The sequence below is a fragment of the Vibrio sp. V09_P4A23P171 genome, from assembly GCF_963875615.1.
Classification (GTDB): domain Bacteria; phylum Pseudomonadota; class Gammaproteobacteria; order Enterobacterales; family Vibrionaceae; genus Vibrio; species Vibrio anguillarum.
The window spans coordinates 36,245-55,482 of sequence record NZ_CAWNMR010000003.1; the positions used below are offsets into that span (position 1 = coordinate 36,245).

15 protein-coding genes are annotated in these 19,238 nt (G+C 45.8%); 5 read left to right on the forward strand and 10 right to left on the reverse strand.

What is annotated here, in order from left to right; all coding sequences use genetic code 11:
- Nucleotides 1-145 precede the first annotated feature (145 nt).
- From AACT23_RS01405 to AACT23_RS01420, 4 genes are all read left to right on the forward strand, one after another.
- The gene (locus AACT23_RS01405) at nt 146-1,114 is read left to right on the forward strand and encodes a TAXI family TRAP transporter solute-binding subunit (protein ID WP_026027829.1); all 969 of its coding nucleotides are present in this window, start codon (nt 146-148) and stop codon (nt 1,112-1,114) included.
- 287 nt (nt 1,115-1,401) lie between these two features.
- Nucleotides 1,402-3,975, forward strand: coding sequence for a TRAP transporter permease (locus AACT23_RS01410; protein WP_094128151.1), 2,574 nt, complete (start codon nt 1,402-1,404; stop codon nt 3,973-3,975).
- Between the two features lie 84 nt (nt 3,976-4,059).
- A complete protein-coding gene (locus AACT23_RS01415; RefSeq protein ID WP_013857847.1) occupies nt 4,060-4,497 on the forward strand; it encodes a universal stress protein in 438 nt (145 codons plus the stop codon).
- Between the two features lie 168 nt (nt 4,498-4,665).
- A complete protein-coding gene (locus tag AACT23_RS01420; RefSeq protein WP_064624308.1) occupies nt 4,666-5,058 on the forward strand; it encodes a DUF2061 domain-containing protein in 393 nt (130 codons plus the stop codon).
- Nucleotides 5,059-5,069: 11 nt separating this feature from the next.
- Here AACT23_RS01420 and AACT23_RS01425 read toward each other — a convergent pair whose 3' ends face one another.
- Together AACT23_RS01425 and rraB are read right to left on the reverse strand one after the other, a co-directional pair.
- Nucleotides 5,070-5,873, reverse strand: coding sequence for a glycosyl hydrolase 2 galactose-binding domain-containing protein (locus AACT23_RS01425; protein ID WP_094128154.1), 804 nt, complete (start codon nt 5,871-5,873; stop codon nt 5,070-5,072).
- Nucleotides 5,874-6,036: 163 nt separating this feature from the next.
- Nucleotides 6,037-6,462 carry a ribonuclease E inhibitor RraB gene (gene rraB, locus AACT23_RS01430; RefSeq protein ID WP_017046663.1) on the reverse strand — a complete coding sequence of 142 codons (426 nt, stop codon included), beginning with the start codon at nt 6,460-6,462 and terminating at the stop codon, nt 6,037-6,039.
- 686 nt (nt 6,463-7,148) lie between these two features.
- On the opposite strand from rraB, the gene arcA reads away from it, so the two are divergent.
- On the forward strand, nt 7,149-8,369 hold the full coding sequence (gene arcA, locus AACT23_RS01435; protein ID WP_094128157.1) for an arginine deiminase: 1,221 nt from the start codon (nt 7,149-7,151) through the stop codon (nt 8,367-8,369).
- A 117-nt stretch (nt 8,370-8,486) separates the two neighbouring features.
- Here the strand turns inward: arcA and tldD are convergent, their stop codons facing one another.
- From tldD to AACT23_RS01475, 8 genes are read right to left on the reverse strand one after another with little or no spacing between them, the layout of a single operon-like run.
- Entirely contained in the window at nt 8,487-9,932 is a 1,446-nt protein-coding gene (tldD, locus tag AACT23_RS01440) for a metalloprotease TldD (protein WP_013857867.1), read from the reverse strand.
- A complete protein-coding gene (locus tag AACT23_RS01445; RefSeq protein WP_094128160.1) occupies nt 9,929-10,762 on the reverse strand; it encodes a carbon-nitrogen hydrolase family protein in 834 nt (277 codons plus the stop codon). Before AACT23_RS01445 ends, tldD begins: the two co-directional genes overlap by 4 nt.
- 10 nt (nt 10,763-10,772) lie before the next feature.
- On the reverse strand, nt 10,773-14,657 hold the full coding sequence (locus AACT23_RS01450) for a YhdP family protein (RefSeq protein WP_094128163.1): 3,885 nt from the start codon (nt 14,655-14,657) through the stop codon (nt 10,773-10,775).
- A gap of 10 nt (nt 14,658-14,667) precedes the next feature.
- Nucleotides 14,668-16,137 (reverse strand): ribonuclease G, encoded by a 1,470-nt coding sequence (rng, locus tag AACT23_RS01455; RefSeq protein WP_019281135.1) that lies wholly within the window; start codon nt 16,135-16,137, stop codon nt 14,668-14,670.
- 22 nt (nt 16,138-16,159) lie between these two features.
- Complete coding sequence (locus tag AACT23_RS01460) at nt 16,160-16,726, reverse strand: Maf family protein (protein WP_026027832.1); 567 nt, start codon at nt 16,724-16,726, stop codon at nt 16,160-16,162.
- Nucleotides 16,723-17,211 carry a rod shape-determining protein MreD gene (mreD, locus tag AACT23_RS01465; RefSeq protein ID WP_013857872.1) on the reverse strand — a complete coding sequence of 163 codons (489 nt, stop codon included), beginning with the start codon at nt 17,209-17,211 and terminating at the stop codon, nt 16,723-16,725. The genes AACT23_RS01460 and mreD overlap by 4 nt, the downstream gene beginning before the upstream one ends.
- A complete protein-coding gene (mreC, locus tag AACT23_RS01470; protein ID WP_013857873.1) occupies nt 17,201-18,088 on the reverse strand; it encodes a rod shape-determining protein MreC in 888 nt (295 codons plus the stop codon). Before mreC ends, mreD begins: the two co-directional genes overlap by 11 nt.
- A 51-nt stretch (nt 18,089-18,139) precedes the next feature.
- The gene (locus tag AACT23_RS01475; protein ID WP_013857874.1) at nt 18,140-19,183 is read right to left on the reverse strand and encodes a rod shape-determining protein; all 1,044 of its coding nucleotides are present in this window, start codon (nt 19,181-19,183) and stop codon (nt 18,140-18,142) included.
- Between the last annotated feature and the right edge of the window lie 55 nt (nt 19,184-19,238).

A 19,238-nucleotide genomic window follows, 5' to 3' on the forward strand; every position in this document is an offset into this window, starting at 1 on the left:
AGGCGGCAAGTGAGTCAGTCGTCATAAGCATGGATAATTCTGTGATTGGGGTGAACGAACGTAGCCAACACCACAGCAACTTCAGGTGGGAAGGGTGTAACAACAATTATCTATGGGGTTAATAATGAATAAGGAAGGAAAATTCATGGCATTGAATAAATTGATTAAAGTTGGAATTATTGCAGCAGCGGTCATGGGTACAGGTACGTTAAGCGCACAAGAGTTCATTACGATTGGTACAGGATCCGTCACTGGTGTTTACTACCCGACAGGTGGTGCTATTTGTAAGCTGGTTAATAAAGGGCGTAAAGATCACAACATTCGCTGCTCAGTAGAATCAACGGGCGGATCGATCTATAACGTGAACACGATTCGTGCAGGTGAACTCGATTTCGGTATTGTTCAATCTGACTGGCAGTACCATGGTTATAACGGTACCAGTGAATTTGCCGAGCAAGGCCCGAATAAAAAACTGCGCGCAGTATTTTCCCTTCATACCGAACCTTTTAATATCATTGCCCGCGCGGATTCTGGCATTGAAAACGTGGCTGACTTGAAAGGTAAACGTGTCAACATTGGTAATCCAGGTTCTGGTGACAGGGCCACCATGGCAGTGGTGATGGATGCATTTGGTTGGACCAATGACAGCTTCAAATTGGCTTCTGAGCTCAAAGGCTCTGAGCGCTCTCAAGCATTGTGCGACAATAAAATAGATGCCTTTATTTATATGGTTGGCCATCCAAATGGTTCAATCAAAGAAGCAACGACCTCATGCGATGCAAAACTCGTCTCTGCTACTGGCCCTGAAATTGAAAAAATTGTTGCCAATAACCCTTACTACGCTTACAGCACGATTCCTGCTGGCATGTACCGTGGAACAGATAAAGATGTAACCAGTTTTGGTGTGGCTGCGACCTTGGTATCAAGCACTGATGTGTCTGATGAAGTCGCATACAATTTGGTCAAAGCGGTATTTGAAGATTTTGATACCTTTAAACGTCTTCACCCTGCCTTTGCTAACTTGAAAAAAGAAGACATGGTGAAAGCGGGGATCTCCATTCCTCTTCACCCTGGCGCAGAAAAATACTACAAAGAAATCGGTCTGCTAAAATAATTTCGCATCGCGAAAACCAACAATAGCGATACCGAATCAAAGGAGGCTGAACGTCTCCTTTGATTGCCCTTTCAGTCACGAGCGATATGCCCTTTATCCCTTGGCGTTATGGTCAGCGATGATGGCCTGTCCTCTTACGTTTACAACGACTCTCTGGGCACATTTGGGTTTTAAATGATTTAACAACCCACCTTTTGTTCTGTTCCGCAATAGCCCACTTCTCATTAGCAGTGAATTGACCCTGTGACCAACCGAGACGTAGGCAGCCAATAATAAGGATAACGTACATGACGAAGACACTTACTCCGTCAACCGATGTGCAGGAAATGGTAGCGCAATCTGATACCGGCGCAAGAAACCCTCACGGCTTGCCGGGGCGCATTTTGTGGTTTGTCCCACTATGTTGGTCACTATTCCAACTTTGGTATGCTTCACCGCTGCCCTTTATTTTTAACTTTGCCATCTTAAACGATACGCAAGCACGAGCCATTCACCTCACATTCGCTGTTTTTCTCGCCTTTACTGCCTACCCTGCGTTAAAGAACTCACCACGCGATCGCATTCCATTGATTGATTGGATTTTGGCATTGGCGGGCAGTTTCTCTGCTGCTTACATCTATTTATTTTACAATGAGTTGGCTGGTCGCTCCGGTGCGCCAACCTTGATTGATATAGCGGTCTCCGTCACAGGGATGGTGTTATTACTTGAAGCAACACGTCGAGCATTAGGGCCACCGCTAATGTTGGTCGCAGCACTCTTTTTGCTCTACACCTTTGGTGGCCCCTACATGCCGGATGTGATCGCTCATAAAGGAGCGAGCCTAAACAAAGCGATGTCTCATTTATGGCTGACTACTGAAGGGGTTTTTGGGGTGGCTCTTGGGGTTTCCACCTCTTTTGTGTTCTTGTTTGTTCTATTTGGCGCAATGCTTGAACGAGCTGGCGCAGGTTCCTATTTTATCAAAGTGGCCTTTTCACTGTTGGGCCACATGCGAGGCGGTCCCGCGAAAGCAGCGGTTGTAGCCTCAGGCTTATCGGGGCTAGTGTCTGGCTCATCGATTGCAAACGTAGTTACCACCGGTACTTTTACCATTCCCTTGATGAAACGTGTCGGCTTTCCCGGAACAAAGGCGGGCGCTGTTGAAGTAGCCGCTTCCACCAATGGCCAATTGACCCCGCCAATCATGGGTGCTGCCGCATTTTTAATGGTGGAATATGTCGGTATTTCCTATGTTGAAGTGATCCGTGCGGCGCTACTACCAGCGCTTATCTCTTATATTGCCTTAATTTATATTGTCCATTTGGAAGCCTGCAAAGCAGGAATGAAAGGCCTACCTCGCCGTCATACACCAACATGGGTGCAAAGCTTACTTTCATTTACGGGTACTATTTTAGGGCTTTGCGTTCTCAGCGCTGTTGTTTACTACGGCATTGGTTGGACCAAAGAAGTGTTTGGTGACGCCGCTACTCCAATTGTTACGGTCGCGCTTTTACTGACTTATGTCGCTCTGATTAAAATTTCGTCTCGCTACGCCTCAGAAAGTGCAATGGATATGGATATCCAAGAAGTACCCGACCCTGGGCCGACGGTAAAATCAGGGCTTCATTACCTGCTACCTATTGTGGTGCTAGTATGGTGTTTGACGGTCGAGCGCTTCTCGCCCGGATTATCCGCTTTTTGGGCCACGATATTTATGGTCTTCATTTTGATCACTCAGCGACCAATCATGTCGTTACTCAATAAGAGCAACGATTTGAACACGCAAGTGAAGGCTGGGTTTGTTGATCTTGCCGAAAGCTTGGTTTCAGGCGCGCGGAATATGATTGGCATTGGTGTGGCAACCGCCGCCGCAGGAACCGTCGTTGGTGTAGTCACCTTGACTGGCATTGGCTTAGTGATGACCGATTTTGTTGAGTTTATATCCGGTGGCAGCGTCATACTGATGCTGATTTTTACCGCCGTGATCAGCCTCATTCTTGGTATGGGCTTACCGACCACTGCCAACTACATCGTCGTATCAACCTTAATGGCTCCCGTCATTGTGACACTGGGAGCCGCTCATGGTCTTATCATCCCATTGATTGCCGTACACTTATTTGTGTTCTATTTCGGCATTTTGGCAGATGACACCCCACCAGTTGGCTTGGCGGCATTTGCCGCAGCTGCTATCGCTAAATCAGACCCTATTCGTACAGGTATTCAAGGGTTTGCTTACGATATTCGTACCGCCATTTTGCCCTTTATGTTCGTATTCAACACTCAACTACTGCTAATGGGAATTGATACATGGTGGCACTTAGCGTTAACCATTTTCTCGGCCATTACCGCAATGCTGCTGTTTTCTGCTGCGACTCAAGGTTGGTGGCTCACTCGCAATAAGTGGTGGGAAACCGTCTTGCTGTTGGTGCTGACGTTCTCGTTCTTCCGACCCGGTTTTTGGTGGGACATGATTTATCCTGCGAGCGAGCTGCACCCAGGCACAGAGATAGCGCAAATTGTAGAAAACCTCGATGTGGGTCAATCGATAGAGCTTATCGTCGCTGGTGAAACCATTGAAGGTGATTACTTATCAAAAACAGTACTACTCCCTTTTGATGATCAAGCGTCAACGGCAGAACAGCGTATTCAATCAATGGGGCTAACCCTGAAAGAAACCAGTAATCGTATGCTGGTGGATATGATTGAGTTTGGCAGTCCAGCTGAAGCTGCAGGCATAGATTTTGATTGGGAAATCCGCTCAGTTGTGTTGGAAAGCCAACGGCCAATGAAAGAGTGGGTTTTCTTACCTGCATTATTATTAGTGCTGACGCTAGCTTGGAATCAAAAACGCCGTATGAGAACACAAGAAATACGCGCTTAATCAATATGCCTAGCACGAGCTAGGCATATACTTTACGGAAACAAGGTGCTCTAAAGCACCCTATCGTAGATGAGATAATCCATAATGTATAAACACATCCTTGTTCCAGTGGACCTTAATGAAAAAGGCTTTTCTGACAAAGCCGTTGAACTTGCTGTTTGGCACGCGACACATTCCAATGCTGAAATTCATCTTTTAAATGTATTACCTGGTATCCACATGTCGATGGTCGCCACATACTTCCCGAAAGATGCCGCGGCGAAAATGAAAGAAGATGTCAAGCAACAGCTAAAACAGTTTGCTGATCAACATATCGCTGACGAAATAATCTACAAACTGCATGTAGCGGAAGGTAAAGCCTACACCACCATTTTAGATTACGCAGAAAAGCTCGGAGCTGATTTGATTATCATGCCAAGCCATAAACGATCGAAGATCGATAAAGTGATGCTGGGATCGGTAGCCAGTAAAGTAGTGCAAAACTCGCCAATCAATGTACTGGTTGTCAAGCCGCAAGGATAGAAACCCTGCATCGTCATAAAAAAGCGCATGAGGCGCTTTTTTTTATGCCAACGATAAGCGCCTCAGTTAGGAATTGGCTATCAAACTAATAGGCTCAATTACCTTTACTTGTTGAGAATAATTATCAATAATGTTTACATCAACCCGATAACCGTTTAGGTGAACATTATGAAAAAAACGCTTAGCTTTGCCGCGATCCATTTCAGTATTGCGTTTACCGTCGTTTATCTACTTACGGGCGACATTATTCTTGGTAGTCTGATTGCCATGCTTGAGCCGATGGTCAATACCGTTGCTTTTTACTTTCACGAAAAAGTATGGGCGCACTACGCCCCACTGCGCCGCTACTCACAATCGGCCAAAATTAAAACAGGTAGCTTTGCTGTAGTGCACTTCAGTGTTGCATTTAGCGTGGCATATATCATGACAGGAAGTTTTGTCATTGGTGGTGTTTTAGCCATGATCGAACCGAGCATTAATACGTGTGCTTACTACTTCTACGAGAAGTTCTGGCAAAAGAGGCATCCGCAAGAATGGTCACCAATGAAATGCTCTCATTAACTGTACGTTGATCAGATAGGAAAATGGGTAACACAGAGATCTTCGCTTAACGCGATATGGAAGGATTGCTGCTGACCATCAAGTTGCACCGATAAGGTATACAAATCATTCGGGTTAAGCTGTGTAAGATCTGCGTACTTCGGCGCTTCCACTTGAAATAAAGCACTGGCGTGCTGATGGCGCACATCAATAGGTAACTGATAGCTCATACCATTAAATTTCACCACCGCGGAAACTAATCCTGGTGCATAGGTTTGATAATGTAAGTGAACCAAAAACTCACAGCCACCACCATAGTGCCAGATTTGTTCAGTGGTAACATGCTCTAAACGAACATGACGAATGCATTGCAGATAAGGCTCTTGCCAAATACCTATTCGCTCATCGTATTTCTTCACCGAGTGGTGTCCCAATGGGCATAATTGCGGTAAATCTTGATCCTCCAGCAACCACTCTTCTTCTTGCTCAACAAACAAAATTTCGAATCGATTGCGGCCGAGTTGCAGCAAAGGCCGAATGTCTTTTTTATACACCGCTTGACTGCCATCACAATCAAATAGTGCCACACCGTTTAAACGTATTTCCGCATAAAAATCGATCCCCTCAAGCACAAGATCAATTGCAGCAAAACCAAGCATCACTTCATCCACCTCAACATCATGCATCAAATGCCACTCTTGCTCGGCAATTTGTGCTTCTGTCATATCGTGAGGTAATACTTGGCTAAGAGGCGCAGGAAAACAAAGATCATCTTGCGGGATCGATAAATCAGTCAACGGTGAAAGCTGCCAAAAGCCAGCAAGAGAAATTCGCATAATAAACTTGAGCTAGATCAATGTTGAGCGATTATATACAAAATAAATAAAGATGTGCTGACAAAAATAATGATTCGTCACTAAAGTGCCCCGCTAGCTTTGCATAGCTAAAAAAATACCAGCCAAAGGGCTGGTATCTCACATCAAGGTAAATAACGCCTAATCACTCTTGGTCGTCTTCATCTTCTTCATCGTCGTATAGCGCATCTTCACCTTCGTAGTAAGTGCCCCAGCCGTCGTAAATAATGTCATATTTTTCAGCAAGTTGAATAAGCTTTTCTGCCTGTTCATCGATCGCTTCGGCCTTCAGTACCGATTGCATAGTCGCGTCACAGCACAATAGTTTATTGCCGTCTTCATCTTCTGTTTCTTCTGCTTCAAGCACTTCAAAGCCCATTTTAAAGGCTTCAACAACCGCTTTTTCTAGCGTGTCAAAATCTTCAGCAAATAGGTGGTGCTCTATCTCATATAACGCATCTGGATCACTGCCATCTTCGAGCAGGGCTTGAATGATGTCGCGAGTATCTTCTTTTTGAATTTCGATTAACTCTTCAACGGATACGTAGTCATCTTGCTGAGGTTGAGACATAAGGTGCTCCAGATTTGGCTAAATGTAGACTATACTCCATCAACTTGGCGTTGCAGATAGGCGGCAAGTGAGTTCATCCCCATGAACATAGATAAACTATGTGACTGGGGTGAGCAAACGTAGCCAGCACCGCTGCAACTTCACGTCGGAAGGGTATAAATGAATTTCGACGAAATATGGCATGGTTCGCCTAAAATTGCCACCAACAACGTACCGTGATCTTTATCTTTCTAAAGGATCACTGCTCAATCAAGTACAGACCAAATAAAAAACACTTTAATTTAACAATTTATTTTCATTTTGCTAATTCAGTAGATTATCTGCCTGATGATTTGCTCTTTCACCGCATTAAACTGCCTGTTTATCAAACATTCATGCATAGCGAAAAAGGTCGCTTTGGCTAAACCTGCCCACATTATGCACTTTTTATGTAAATAACCGCATAGAAAATCACTTATTCTTCATGCTTAATTCACCCTCCTCTGAGCCAAAAACGCATAACAAAGCACTTTGTCGTTATTAGGCTTATTTGGCTAGTTTTAGAGTTATTTTTTAATAAGCACACATTTTGAAGCATACACAACTATAAGTTTACAAAATAACAGCTAATATCACCACTAAGTAGACTTGCATCGATCGCTTAAGCTTGTCATAAAGAACATGAGAAATAAGAGTAGGGATACAAAATGAATAAGCTGTACGTTGGATCTGAAGTTGGGCAACTGCGCCGAGTATTACTCAATCGGCCAGAGCGTGCCTTAACTCATCTCACACCGTCGAACTGTCATGAACTGTTATTTGATGATGTGCTTGCCGTAGAAGATGCAGGAAAAGAGCATGATGCCTTTGCCAACACATTGAAGGACCAAGATGTTGAAGTGCTGTTATTGCATGATCTCTTAGTCGAAACCTTAGCCGTTGCCGATGCCAAAGCGTGGTTGCTCGATACGCAAATTTCTGATTTTCGCTATGGTCCCACTTTGGCGCGCGATCTGCGCTGCTATTTAGCTGACATGGATAACGAACACCTCGCCACTCTGCTACTCGGTGGTCTTGCTTATTCCGAACTGCCCATCCACTCCTCTTCGATGCTACCTAAAATGCATCGTCCGTTAGATTTTGTGATTGAACCGTTGCCCAATCATCTCTTTACCCGCGATACCTCTTGCTGGGTGTATGGCGGCGTATCGCTTAATCCGATGATGAAACCAGCACGCCAACGTGAAACCAACCATTTACGCGCCATTTATCGTTGGCATCCTGTATTTGCAGGAGAGAATTTTATCAAGTATTTCGGTGATGAAGATCTGCACTACGATAATGCCAATATTGAAGGGGGCGACGTACTGGTGATCGGTAAAGGTGCAGTGTTGATTGGTATTTCCGAACGCACGACTGTGCAAGGGGTAGAAAATTTTGCTGCGAGTTTATTTAAACATGGGCAGGCCAAAGAGGTGATTGCCGTTAACCTGCCTAAACACCGCTCTTGTATGCATTTAGATACGGTGATGACACATATGGATGTCGACACCTTTTCTGTTTACCCCGAAATTATGCGTCATGATTTAGAAACATGGCGTTTAACGCCAAAAGGCGATGGCGGGATAAACGTCGATTCAATGCCAAGTTATGTTAATGCGATTGAACGCGCGTTAGGTTTGGACAAACTCAAAATCATCACCACTGGTGGTGATAGCTATGAGGCTGAACGTGAGCAATGGAATGACGCCAACAACGTGTTAACGGTTAAACCCGGAGTTGTGATTGGCTACGAGCGCAATGTCTACACTAACGAGAAATACGATAAGGCAGGCATCAAAGTATTAACCATCCCCGGCAATGAACTCGGCCGAGGCCGAGGCGGCGCGCGCTGCATGAGTTGCCCGATCGAGCGAGATGATATTTAACTTTTTCAATTCAACGCAGTGAATAAAAGAGATAAAAAAGCGGCGCATCAAAACGCCGCTTTTTATTTGCTTACGCTGCGCGATACAAACCACGTCAGCTCTGAGCGAGTAACAACGTTATTCGGTGCCACCAACAGTGAGCGAATCTAGCTTAAGCGTAGGTTGCCCTACTCCAACAGGCACACTTTGTCCTGCTTTACCGCACACTCCAACGCCGCGATCAAGGCTCAAATCGTTACCCACCATCGAGACTTGTTGCATTGCCTCAATGCCAGAACCGATCAAGGTTGCACCTTTGATTGGATAAGTAATTTTGCCGTTTTCAATCATATAGGCTTCAGAGGCAGAGAACACAAATTTACCCGAGGTGATATCCACTTGGCCACCGCCAAAGTTGGGCGCATAAACGCCTTTCTTCACTGTTGAAATGATCTCTTCTGGCGTATGTTCACCCGGCAACATATAAGTGTTGGTCATGCGCGGCATCGGTAAATGTGCGTACGATTCACGACGCCCATTACCCGTAGGGTTCACCCCCATCAAACGTGCGTTGAGTTTGTCTTGTATGTAGCCTTTCAACACGCCATTTTCAATTAAGGTGTTGTATTGACCATTGACACCTTCATCGTCGACATTGAGCGAGCCACGCAGATCTTTCAGTGTGCCATCGTCAACAATCGTACAAAGCGTTGAGGTTACTTTCTGGCCAATTTTACCGGAGAAAACAGAAGATCCTTTGCGGTTAAAATCACCTTCTAAGCCATGCCCTACCGCTTCGTGAAGCAAGACGCCCGGCCAACCAGAACCGAGCACAACAGGCATCGCGCCAGCAGGAGCTGCGACAGCTTCAAGGTTGACTAAGGCTTGTCGGATAGCTTCATCGGCAAACTGAAACGCAACTTTACGGCCATCTTGTTCGGTGAGGAAAAAGTCATAACCAAAACGACCACCACCACCAGAGCTGCCTCGCTCGCGGCGATCACCTTTTTGTGCTAACACGCTGATCGACAAACGGACCAACGGGCGGATATCGCCTGCGTAAGTCCCATCGGTTGCAGCAACTAACATCTGTTCATGCACACCACTTAAGCTCACCGAGACTTCTTGGATCAAAGGCTCTTTGGTACGAATGTAAGCATCCAGCTCTTGCAGTAATTCTGTTTTTTGCTTTTTTTCCCAACTGGCTAGTGGGTTATCCGCCGCATAATAGGCTTGATTATCGCTACGTTTAAAGGCTTGAACACAGCCACTTTTACCTTGCTGCGCAATACCTCGTGCGGCTATTGCACTCTGTTTCAAACCTTCTAATTGGATTTGATCTGAATAAGCAAAACCCGTTTTTTCACCAGTGATGGCGCGCACACCAACACCGCAATCGATATTAAATGAGCCGTCTTTAATAATGCTGTCTTCGAGCACTAAAGATTCATGCCAGCTCGACTGAAAATAGATATCGGCATAATCAATTTGACGAGTGGCAATTGTCGCTAGTGTATCCGCAATATCTTGCTCGGTTAATCCTGCAGGTTTTAATAGTGCATCTTCAATGCGGTTAATACTCATAGTTTGCTCTTATTATCTATAAACTGATTCGTGAATCGGGTGTGTGCAGCAATGGGCATTTTTTGTCGAACTTGCTCAACGTAAGCCAAGTCAATATCGGCGACTAAATTCCCCACTTGCTGGTTTAAGCTTGCAATAACCTCACCCCACGGGCTGATGACCATCGAATGACCCCATGTCTCGCGCCCACATGGATGAAGCCCAGTTTGCCCAACCGCAACAATCCAACACTGATTCTCTATCGCTCGGGCTCTTAACAAGACTTCCCAATGTGCCTTTCCGGTCACCGCCGTAAAGGCCGCAGGAACCACTAATATCTGAGCACCCTGCACTCTTAATTGGGAATAGAGGTGCGGAAAGCGCACATCATAGCAGATGGAAAGGCCAATTTGACCAAATGGCGTCGACGCAACACTCAGCTTTGTGCCGCAGGTAAAAGTTTCCGATTCTCGATAGCGCTGGTGGCCGTCAGCAACATCGACATCAAACATGTGTAATTTGTCGTAGTGCGCGACAAGATCGCCACTGGCGTCAAACAGCAAGGAGGTGGTCGTTACCCCAACCTCACGGCGGATAGGCATGCTGCCCACCAACAGCCACACCCGATGAAAGCGAGCCATAGCAGCCAATTGGCTCTGCAAAGGGCCTTGTCCCAATGGCTCGGCATGTTGGTGGTACTGTTGTCGCGTGCCAAACACCAGTGCATTTTCCGGCGTGACAATCCACTTCGCACCTTGCGCCACAAGTAGTGACACTTGCTGTTCGATATAGGCCAAATTCTGCGCAGGTTCAGAGCTTGACGTCATTTGAATAAGTCCAACGCGATCCATGCCTACTTCCCTATTTTTCAGTCAATTTTCTCAACTTTTCTGGCAATTTAAACTCGCCCCTACTACGTGAAAGCTCTTTAACAACCGGTGAATTAATTGGTCCTTTAACCTCATAGTTGACTTGGGTAAAGACCTCAACCACAGGTGCAATCACGGTCGTAATAGCTAGGACATACAGCGCTGTTTGCGGTGTCACCGCAAAAGCCGTCAAGACGGGAATTCCTGATGTGATGTCTGGTACAAAATTCACCTCAGCATCAACAGTACGGCTATTGAGATCCGCTAAGCCTTTAATGGTCATTTCACCGGCAACAGCATCCATTTTGATGTTGTTGGTAACAAAAATCCCTTGCGAAATTTCACCACTGCCCGTAATTGAGTTAAAGGCCATTCCTTTATCAAACACGTCACTAAAATCGAGCTGCATTTTACGGATAATGGAATCTAAACTGAATAATCCGAGTAAACGAGCGGCACCGCTGACATCAGAAACGACACCTTTACCCATAGTAGTCTCTATCTTGCCTTCTAAGCTGTCGATCTTCATTGACCAAGGCGCGCCATCCCATTCGGTTTGACTCGACATTTCAAATGGCGCTCTTTGGATACCGGAGCTGATGCCAAAGCGCTCCATCAAATCGCTATTATTGTCACCTTTCATGGTGAGATTCAGTTGGGTATGGCTACGCTCATCACCTTGTGCATCTTTATTCAACGTCCAAGCACCACTGATATTGACTTGGTTTGAACCACTACTGATATCAATCTTCTTCCATTGCAAAGTATCACCTTGCCGCTGGAAGTCCATATTCATCTTGCCCACCTTGTAACCCTGCAACCAAAGATCATCAATGGCCAAAGTTAAGTTTGGCACCAATCGATGAAACTGTCGGTCAAAATCAGTAATAAGCGGCTCAGACTGGCGATCTTGATCAACCAACAGTGATTTTTTGGAGCTGTCCTCCAGCTCAGGAATGTAAACGTGCAAGCGTTCAAGCGAGACGGACAAATCATAAGGTTCAATATAACTCGCTTGGCCTTTTGCTTCTTGGCTCTCGAGCTGTGCGTACCAACCGAGATTTTTACGTCTGGCATTAAAATCAACATCGTGCCACTCAATGCCCGCTAGTAGAAGTGCTTTGACGTTGATGTCCACTCTCTCTGGTGGTGGGATCTCGGGAGTATTCATCTCCGCTAGAGCTGATTTTTTCTTCGGCTGAGGCTCATTGGCCAAACTCAACCATTCATCCAAATTAAAGGTATCGCTGCGGATCTGCGCATGGTGGCCAACCACTGGGCTGATTTTGAAATTGCCGCTCCCTACTATGAGATTGGTGGCCGTCAGGCGTGGTTTTTTCGATGTGATATCGATTTCAGCTTGGTATTTCGCTTGTGGTAATTGTAGACGAGCGGTGATCGACTCTTGGTTACCCGACGCTTGCAAGTGGGCTTTGCCTGCCACGTTGAAGGCTTTTTTTAGCGGGTAAGGGTAATCACTTTCTACCATTTTTAAATCGGCTAAGGTGTCGATTTGATAAGTGAAACCGACATCATTGAGCTGAATATCAACGCCCATTTGCCAAGGAGCATGCCCTTTTAAACGGTTTAGCCAGCGCTCACCGACAAAAGGCGTCAGGGGTTTAATATCCCAGTCTCCCACCACATCAATATTCACCGCGTAACCTTGGCTGGCATTTTCACCTTTAAAATCAATCGCGATCGGTTGAGTCAGCAGATCAGCCGACAAACCGGCTGCCGTCACAACGTCATTATCAAATTCAATTTTGCCAGAGACACCCTCAAGCACCATTGGCGGTGCATCAATTTCCACGTGGTTATTATTTAAATTCGCCCAACCCCACGCTCGGGGTTCCTGCTCACTATCAAAAGGAATACGAAGCTGAAATTCAGATTGCACTTCGCCACTGACTTGGATCGCCGTTAACGCCGCTCCCACCGAATCCACTAAAGGCGTTGAGGTCATATAGTCGCGTACGGCATTGCCTTGGGCTGTTGCACTGGCTTCGATTTCGATGTGTCCACCTTCGGCTAGTTCAGGTATTCGCCCTGTGATCCGCTGGGCAGTGACATCCATTAAGGTCGCAGAGTGTGAATCAAGGTACATCGCATCGTTTTCAAACAGCAGATCGAGTTGCAAATTGGTGATCGGCGGCCACGCCGTATCAAAACTAAATTTCGCCTCTTTTAAACCAACCCAAGCTTGGAATACGCCAGTGTTTTGTTGGTAGGGAAAATCGCCAAGTTCACCATACCAAAGCAGTTTAGCGGTGTTGGCTTTACCGCCTTGAATCGCAGTAGAGAGATAGTCTGTTAACTTGCGCCCCAATGCTAAGGTGGGCAAATAACGCCAAGTTTCACCTACATTGTATAAGTCCGCTTCCGCATAAAATGAAAGTAAAGGGCTGCGTTTTTCAGGAAAATCGAGACGAAATGATCCAAGCACTTGTAAGTCAGGCGTCGCCGCAGTCACTTTACTGGCCCACAATGACCAACCATCAGTTCGCTTTTGCCACACAACATCGGCTTCACCTTGACGAATATTCAATGGTGCTTGGAAAACCTCACCATAAGGTAACACGTCATCAATCAGCGTTACTTTGGCGCGAGCACTCTCCATGCTACCTGCAATGGAGGCTTTGAGATGGTGTACTTGTGGCAATAACTGCCATTGCGCCATGGCGCCATCACTGAGTTCGGCAGAATAACGAAGCGATTGCAGGCTATCTCCTTTGCTGAGCCGAATATCTTCTAAGGTGCCCCCCAAATCCAATTGCTGCAAAAGTTCGTTCGTTTTGCTGGAATCGGGCATCATTTTCACAAAGGGAAGCAAAGTTTTTATGTCCAACTGAGATAAGTTCAAACGCCATTGCGTCGGTTGCCATTCAAACGCGACATCAAGTTTAGGCCACACTTCGTCATCCGTGCGCAACTGAAGTGAGTAAGCGTTAACTTGCCATCCTTGTTCAATAGGTAACAGTTTGATGATTCCCGACTCTAACAACAGTTCATGCTGACGCTCTTCACCCCAAACCAGTTCAGAGGGCTTAAGTTCGACATAGCCATCTTTGGGTTGGTTATGTTCTAAGGTCAGCCAGGCATTAAAACTCACCTGTCCTTTCTTAATGCCGGTTTCGTCTTTGAGATAACGAGTCAACCACGGGTTTATTTTGATATTGTCAGCGCTAACATAGAAGCGACCTGAAATATCGCGTAGTGAACCATGATCTTCAAAGTTAGCACTCACTAACAGAGAGTTAATACTGGTATCAGCGATACTCACCACGCCTTCAGCTTTATGTTGCTGAGCGTTATTTTTCCACCGAAGACGTTCAATATCTAACTGGCGAATCTCCCCCGCGACAGATTGATAGAAAACCGTCGAGTCGAGTAGCGCAAAATCATCCAATTGCCGCAACAGTAGGTTGTCTAAACGTTGAATGACATTGCCTTGTGTGCGGCTCTGTTGGTTATCTTCAGCCTGTAGATCAAGCCAGTTTACCGAGCGAATATCCAATTTGAGTTGATGAATACTGAGATCCGCGACCACAGGTTGCATTTGCAGTATTGACTGAATGAGGTCAAATTCAACATCGATTTGCTGCGCAGAAAAGTGAATTTGCGATCCATCAGGTAGCTTTGCTTTTAGCCCCTTAAGTGCAATTGACGGGTGAGTATTACGCCAAAAACCAGTGACCTCACTTAATTCAAATTCAAAACCTGAATTTTGGTTGATCAACGTTTGTATTTCGCCTTGGAAACGATTCATTTGTGGCAAAAACACACGCAAGGTGGTGACAGCAACAGCCAGCACCACTAGCACGCAAACGATAAACCACAATACTATTCGCCAAAGGCGCGTAAAAGTTGAGATCACAAAAGCCCTACTACATCATCACAACGTCAAATTGTTCTTGAATATAAAGTGGCTCCGCTTGGATGCGCACTTCTTTTCCAATAAACACTTCCAACTCAGCAAGAGCATGAGACTCATCACCTTGCAAGGTTTCTGCCACCGCAGGGGATGCGTAAACCACAAATTTATCCGCATCGTAAGCACGGTTGACACGCGTGATTTCACGTAAGATTTCGAAACAGACGGTTTCAACGGTTTTCACACTGCCGCGGCCTTCACAGGTTGGACAACTTGAACATAACACGTGTTCAATACTTTCACGGGTGCGCTTACGCGTCATCTCCACCAAGCCTAACTGCGTAAAACCATTAATATTCGTTTTGACGCGATCTTTAACCAGGGCGGCATCTAAGGAGTTGAGCACTCGCTTACGGTGCTCTTCAGACATCATATCGATAAAATCAATAATGATGATGCCCCCTAAGTTGCGCAAACGTAACTGACGGGCAATGGCTTGGGTCGCTTCAACATTGGTATTAAAAATGGTTTCTTCGAGGTTACGACGGCCAACAAATGCGCCAGTATTGATATCAATCGTGGTCATGGCTTCGGTTTGGTCGATGATAAGGTATCCACCAGACTTGAGCTCCACTTTACGCTCGAGAGAACGCTGAACCTCGTTTTCGGTGTCGTACATATCAAAAATAGGCTTGTCACCTTCATACAGTTCAAGCTTATCGGTTAACTCAGGCACAAACTCTGAGGTAAACTCTTTGAGGTTCTCAAATTCAAGGCGCGAATCGACTAAGATCCGCGTCAAATCGGTGCCGACAAAATCTCGTAAAATACGCTGAGCTAAACCCAATTCGCCATACAGTGTCGAGCGTGTTTTGTATTTAACTCGACGCTCCAACACTTTCAGCCATAGCCGTTTAAGAAAGGCGGCATCTTGTGAAAGCTCTTTCTCATCAGCCCCTTCAGCGGCGGTACGAATAATGAACCCACCGTGCTCATCACAATAATGAGACACGACTTTTTTGAGACGATCACGCTCTGATTCACTTTCAATGCGTTGTGAGACACCAACATGACTTGCGCCGGGCATAAAAACGAGATAGCGCGAAGGTAGGGTAATATCTGTCGTTAAACGGGCGCCTTTAGTGCCTAATGGATCTTTGACTACTTGCACCACGATATCTTGGCCTTGACGAACTAGCTCTGAAATATCACGAACTTGAAACTGCTGTTTTTCGTTCTCAGCCACACATTCAGTATGAGGAACAATGTCAGAAGCGTGAAGAAAAGCGGCCTTGTCTAAACCAATATCGACAAAGGCGGCCTGCATTCCGGGAAGAACTCGGCTGACTTTTCCTTTGTAAATATTGCCCACAATGCCGCGTTTCGCTTCTCGCTCAATGTGGACCTCTTGAAGAACTCCGCCTTCAATCATCGCCACTCGAGTTTCACTCGGGGTGACGTTTAGTAGCAACTCTGCACTCATGAGTACACCTCAATGTTTTTAATTATATAAATTCGTGCAAGAGCTGGTCAGTTTCGAATAATGGTAATCCTACAACAGCGTAATAGCTGCCTTCGATCTTCGTTACAAATCGTCCACCCAATCCTTGAATGCCATAACTGCCAGCCTTATCGCAAGGTTCACCCGATTGCCAATATTGTTCTATTTCTTCATCTGACAAAGGTTTAAACCATACATCCGTCGTTACCACGACGGATTTAGAATGATCATGTGTTGCTACGGTTACGGCTGTCATCACTTGATGTTTTGTACCAGATAAGCTGCGTAACATCTGTTGTGCTTGAGCAAAATCAGCAGGTTTTTCAAGTACTGTTTCACCTTGCACGACTATGGTATCAGACCCAATAACTATCGAAGCAGGGTTGGATAAAGCAACACCAGCCAGTGCCTTATCACGTGATAAACGTTCAACATACACTGCTGGGGCTTCATGCTCATTACGGCATTCTTCAACGTTGGGCACCACAATATCAAACTGATAACCCAGTTGAGTCAGTAACTCTCGTCTTCTTGGCGAGCCAGAAGCTAATACAATTTTTTTATTCATCATCTAAGGTGCCAGTGGCGTCGCACACGACGAAGCAGTAGGAACATCCAAGGCCATAATATGCAATTGATCATACCAACCCATAGTGAGAGCGGGTTAAATGTCACATCTTGAATTAAATATTCGCCGCAAAAGATCAGCACTTCAAGCAACATAGATAACACGCCAATGATTACGGCTTGTTGCCATAACGCCATATTACGCAGCACTAAGAAGTTAATCGCCACTAAGTAGACAACAATGGCCATCATCATGCCACGAATGCCCAATGTTGAACCAAGCAGCAGATCCCATAACAAACCAAGGATCAAAGCCGACCCTACGTTGACTCGATGTGGCAATGCTAAAACCCAATAGCATGTCACCAGCAGTAACCACGATGGGCGCAGTAGATCCAGCTCACCCGGCCAAGGGATAGTTTGTAAAACCAGAGCAAAGAGAAATGATGCACCAATCACCAATTTACTTTTCACGACACTACTGGCCATCGGTTGCTTCCTCTAACATTTTCTCTGGCGTAACTTGCAATACTTTCTGCTGCCTATCTTCGTTAGGCCAGATCAACAGCAAATAGCGTAGACGATCAAAATCCACCACGGGATCAGCGGTGATCGACGCAAATTCACGCTGAGTATCTTTGTCGACCACCGAAACGTGTGCGACAGGATAACCTTCAGGATATACGCCTCCTAAACCTGATGTGACGAGCAAGTCACCCACTTCAATGTCAGTGCTGGTGGGAATGTGTTCCAATTGAATACGATCCACCTGGCCATTCCCTGAAGCAATCACTCGAATATCATTACGAATAATTTGCACTGGAATCGCACTATTGGTGTCAGTCAGCAACAACACCCGGCTGTTATGCGCCGCCACAAAAGTCACTTGGCCAACAATACCTTTATCGTTGATAACGGGTTGCCCTTCGTAAACGCCATCCGTTCGCCCTTTATCAATCACAACTTGGTGACGATAAGGTGAGGTATCGACCGCCATCACCTCAGTGACAACCTTCTTTTCATCACGAACAAAAGAAGATCCAAGCAATTTACGTAACCGTTGGTTCTCTTCGCGGTATTGATCAAACAAGATCAAATCACTTTTCAAGGTGATCGCTTCTCGTTTTAAACGTTGATTCGATTCAATCAGTTTTTGATGAGTGGCGAATCGCTCATACAGATCATCAAACATGCTGCGCGGTAAATCCGCCATGTATTGAATGGGAGCCACTAAGCTATTAAGAAAAAAACGAACGTTGGAAAAAGCACCTAAACGACTATCAGCCAGCATAAGACTGGCTGATAAAATCACGGCAAAAAAGAGACGTAGCTGAAGAGATGGTCCTCGACCAAATATTGGCTTCATTCTATAAAAATCCTAGATGTCATGATGGGAGCTTTATGGCTCCCAAAGCCATTATTCTTCGCTAAATAGGTCGCCACCGTGCATATCGATCATTTCCAACGCTTTACCGCCACCAAGGGCAACACAGGTTAGAGGATTATCGGCAACCACGACTGGTATTCCCGTTTCTTCGGTCAAGAGGCGGTCGATATCTTTGAGCAGCGCTCCACCACCGGTTAATACCATACCATTTTCTGAGATATCAGAAGCAAGCTCTGGCGGACACTGTTCAAGCGCAACCATCACCGCAGAAACAATACCGGAAAGCGGTTCTTGCAGTGCTTCTAAGATTTCATTGGAGTTAAGAGTAAAGCTACGAGGAACCCCTTCAGCAAGGTTACGACCACGAACTTCAATCTCCATCACTTCATCGCCGGGGTAAGCCGAGCCAATTTCATGTTTGATTTTCTCTGCGGTCGCTTCACCGATTAAGCTGCCGTAGTTACGACGCACATAATTGATGATCGCTTCATCAAAACGGTCACCGCCGATACGCACAGAGGAAGAGTAAACCACACCATTCAAGGAAATAACGGCGACTTCAGTCGTACCACCACCGATATCGACCACCATTGACCCCGTAGGTTCAGAAACACGCAGACCAGCACCGATGGCCGCCGCCATAGGCTCATCAATCAAATACACTTCACGCGCGCCAGCACCGAGTGCTGATTCACGAATCGCACGGCGTTCAACTTGGGTGGAGCCGCAAGGCACACACACCAGAACGCGAGGGCTTGGTTTGAGTACACTGTTGTCATGTACCTGCTTGATGAAGTGTTGCAACATTTTTTCAGTCACGTAGAAATCCGCAATCACGCCGTCTTTCATGGGACGAATTGCAGAAATATTCCCCGGCGTACGACCAAGCATCTGCTTAGCGGCATGACCGACAGCAGCAACGCTTTTTCCACCACGACCTTTATCTTGGCGAATAGCAACAACGGAAGGCTCGTCGAGGACAATACCTTGTCCTTTAACGTATATAAGAGTATTGGCGGTACCTAAATCGATCGATAGATCGTTGGAAAACATGCCACGCAGTTTTTTGAACATATTCTTCGCTCGTCCTGCAAGAATTAGAAGATAGAAAATTGCACTAAATGTACCA

What these genes read in the sequence shown, in the direction of transcription:
- mreC (WP_013857873.1), bottom strand. Translation starts at nt 18,088, where the DNA reads ATGAAGCCAATATTTGGTCGAGGACCATCTCTTCAGCTACGTCTCTTT.
- AACT23_RS01445 (WP_094128160.1), bottom strand. Translation starts at nt 10,762, where the DNA reads ATGGATCGCGTTGGACTTATTCAAATGACGTCAAGCTCTGAACCTGCG.
- AACT23_RS01410 (WP_094128151.1), top strand. Translation starts at nt 1,402, where the DNA reads ATGACGAAGACACTTACTCCGTCAACCGATGTGCAGGAAATGGTAGCG.
- tldD (WP_013857867.1), bottom strand. Translation starts at nt 9,932, where the DNA reads ATGAGTATTAACCGCATTGAAGATGCACTATTAAAACCTGCAGGATTA.
- AACT23_RS01425 (WP_094128154.1), bottom strand. Translation starts at nt 5,873, where the DNA reads ATGCGAATTTCTCTTGCTGGCTTTTGGCAGCTTTCACCGTTGACTGAT.
- AACT23_RS01475 (WP_013857874.1), bottom strand. Translation starts at nt 19,183, where the DNA reads ATGTTCAAAAAACTGCGTGGCATGTTTTCCAACGATCTATCGATCGAT.
- rng (WP_019281135.1), bottom strand. Translation starts at nt 16,137, where the DNA reads ATGAGTGCAGAGTTGCTACTAAACGTCACCCCGAGTGAAACTCGAGTG.
- arcA (WP_094128157.1), top strand. Translation starts at nt 7,149, where the DNA reads ATGAATAAGCTGTACGTTGGATCTGAAGTTGGGCAACTGCGCCGAGTA.
- AACT23_RS01415 (WP_013857847.1), top strand. Translation starts at nt 4,060, where the DNA reads ATGTATAAACACATCCTTGTTCCAGTGGACCTTAATGAAAAAGGCTTT.
- AACT23_RS01405 (WP_026027829.1), top strand. Translation starts at nt 146, where the DNA reads ATGGCATTGAATAAATTGATTAAAGTTGGAATTATTGCAGCAGCGGTC.
- AACT23_RS01460 (WP_026027832.1), bottom strand. Translation starts at nt 16,726, where the DNA reads ATGATGAATAAAAAAATTGTATTAGCTTCTGGCTCGCCAAGAAGACGA.
- rraB (WP_017046663.1), bottom strand. Translation starts at nt 6,462, where the DNA reads ATGTCTCAACCTCAGCAAGATGACTACGTATCCGTTGAAGAGTTAATC.
- AACT23_RS01420 (WP_064624308.1), top strand. Translation starts at nt 4,666, where the DNA reads ATGAAAAAAACGCTTAGCTTTGCCGCGATCCATTTCAGTATTGCGTTT.
- mreD (WP_013857872.1), bottom strand. Translation starts at nt 17,211, where the DNA reads ATGGCCAGTAGTGTCGTGAAAAGTAAATTGGTGATTGGTGCATCATTT.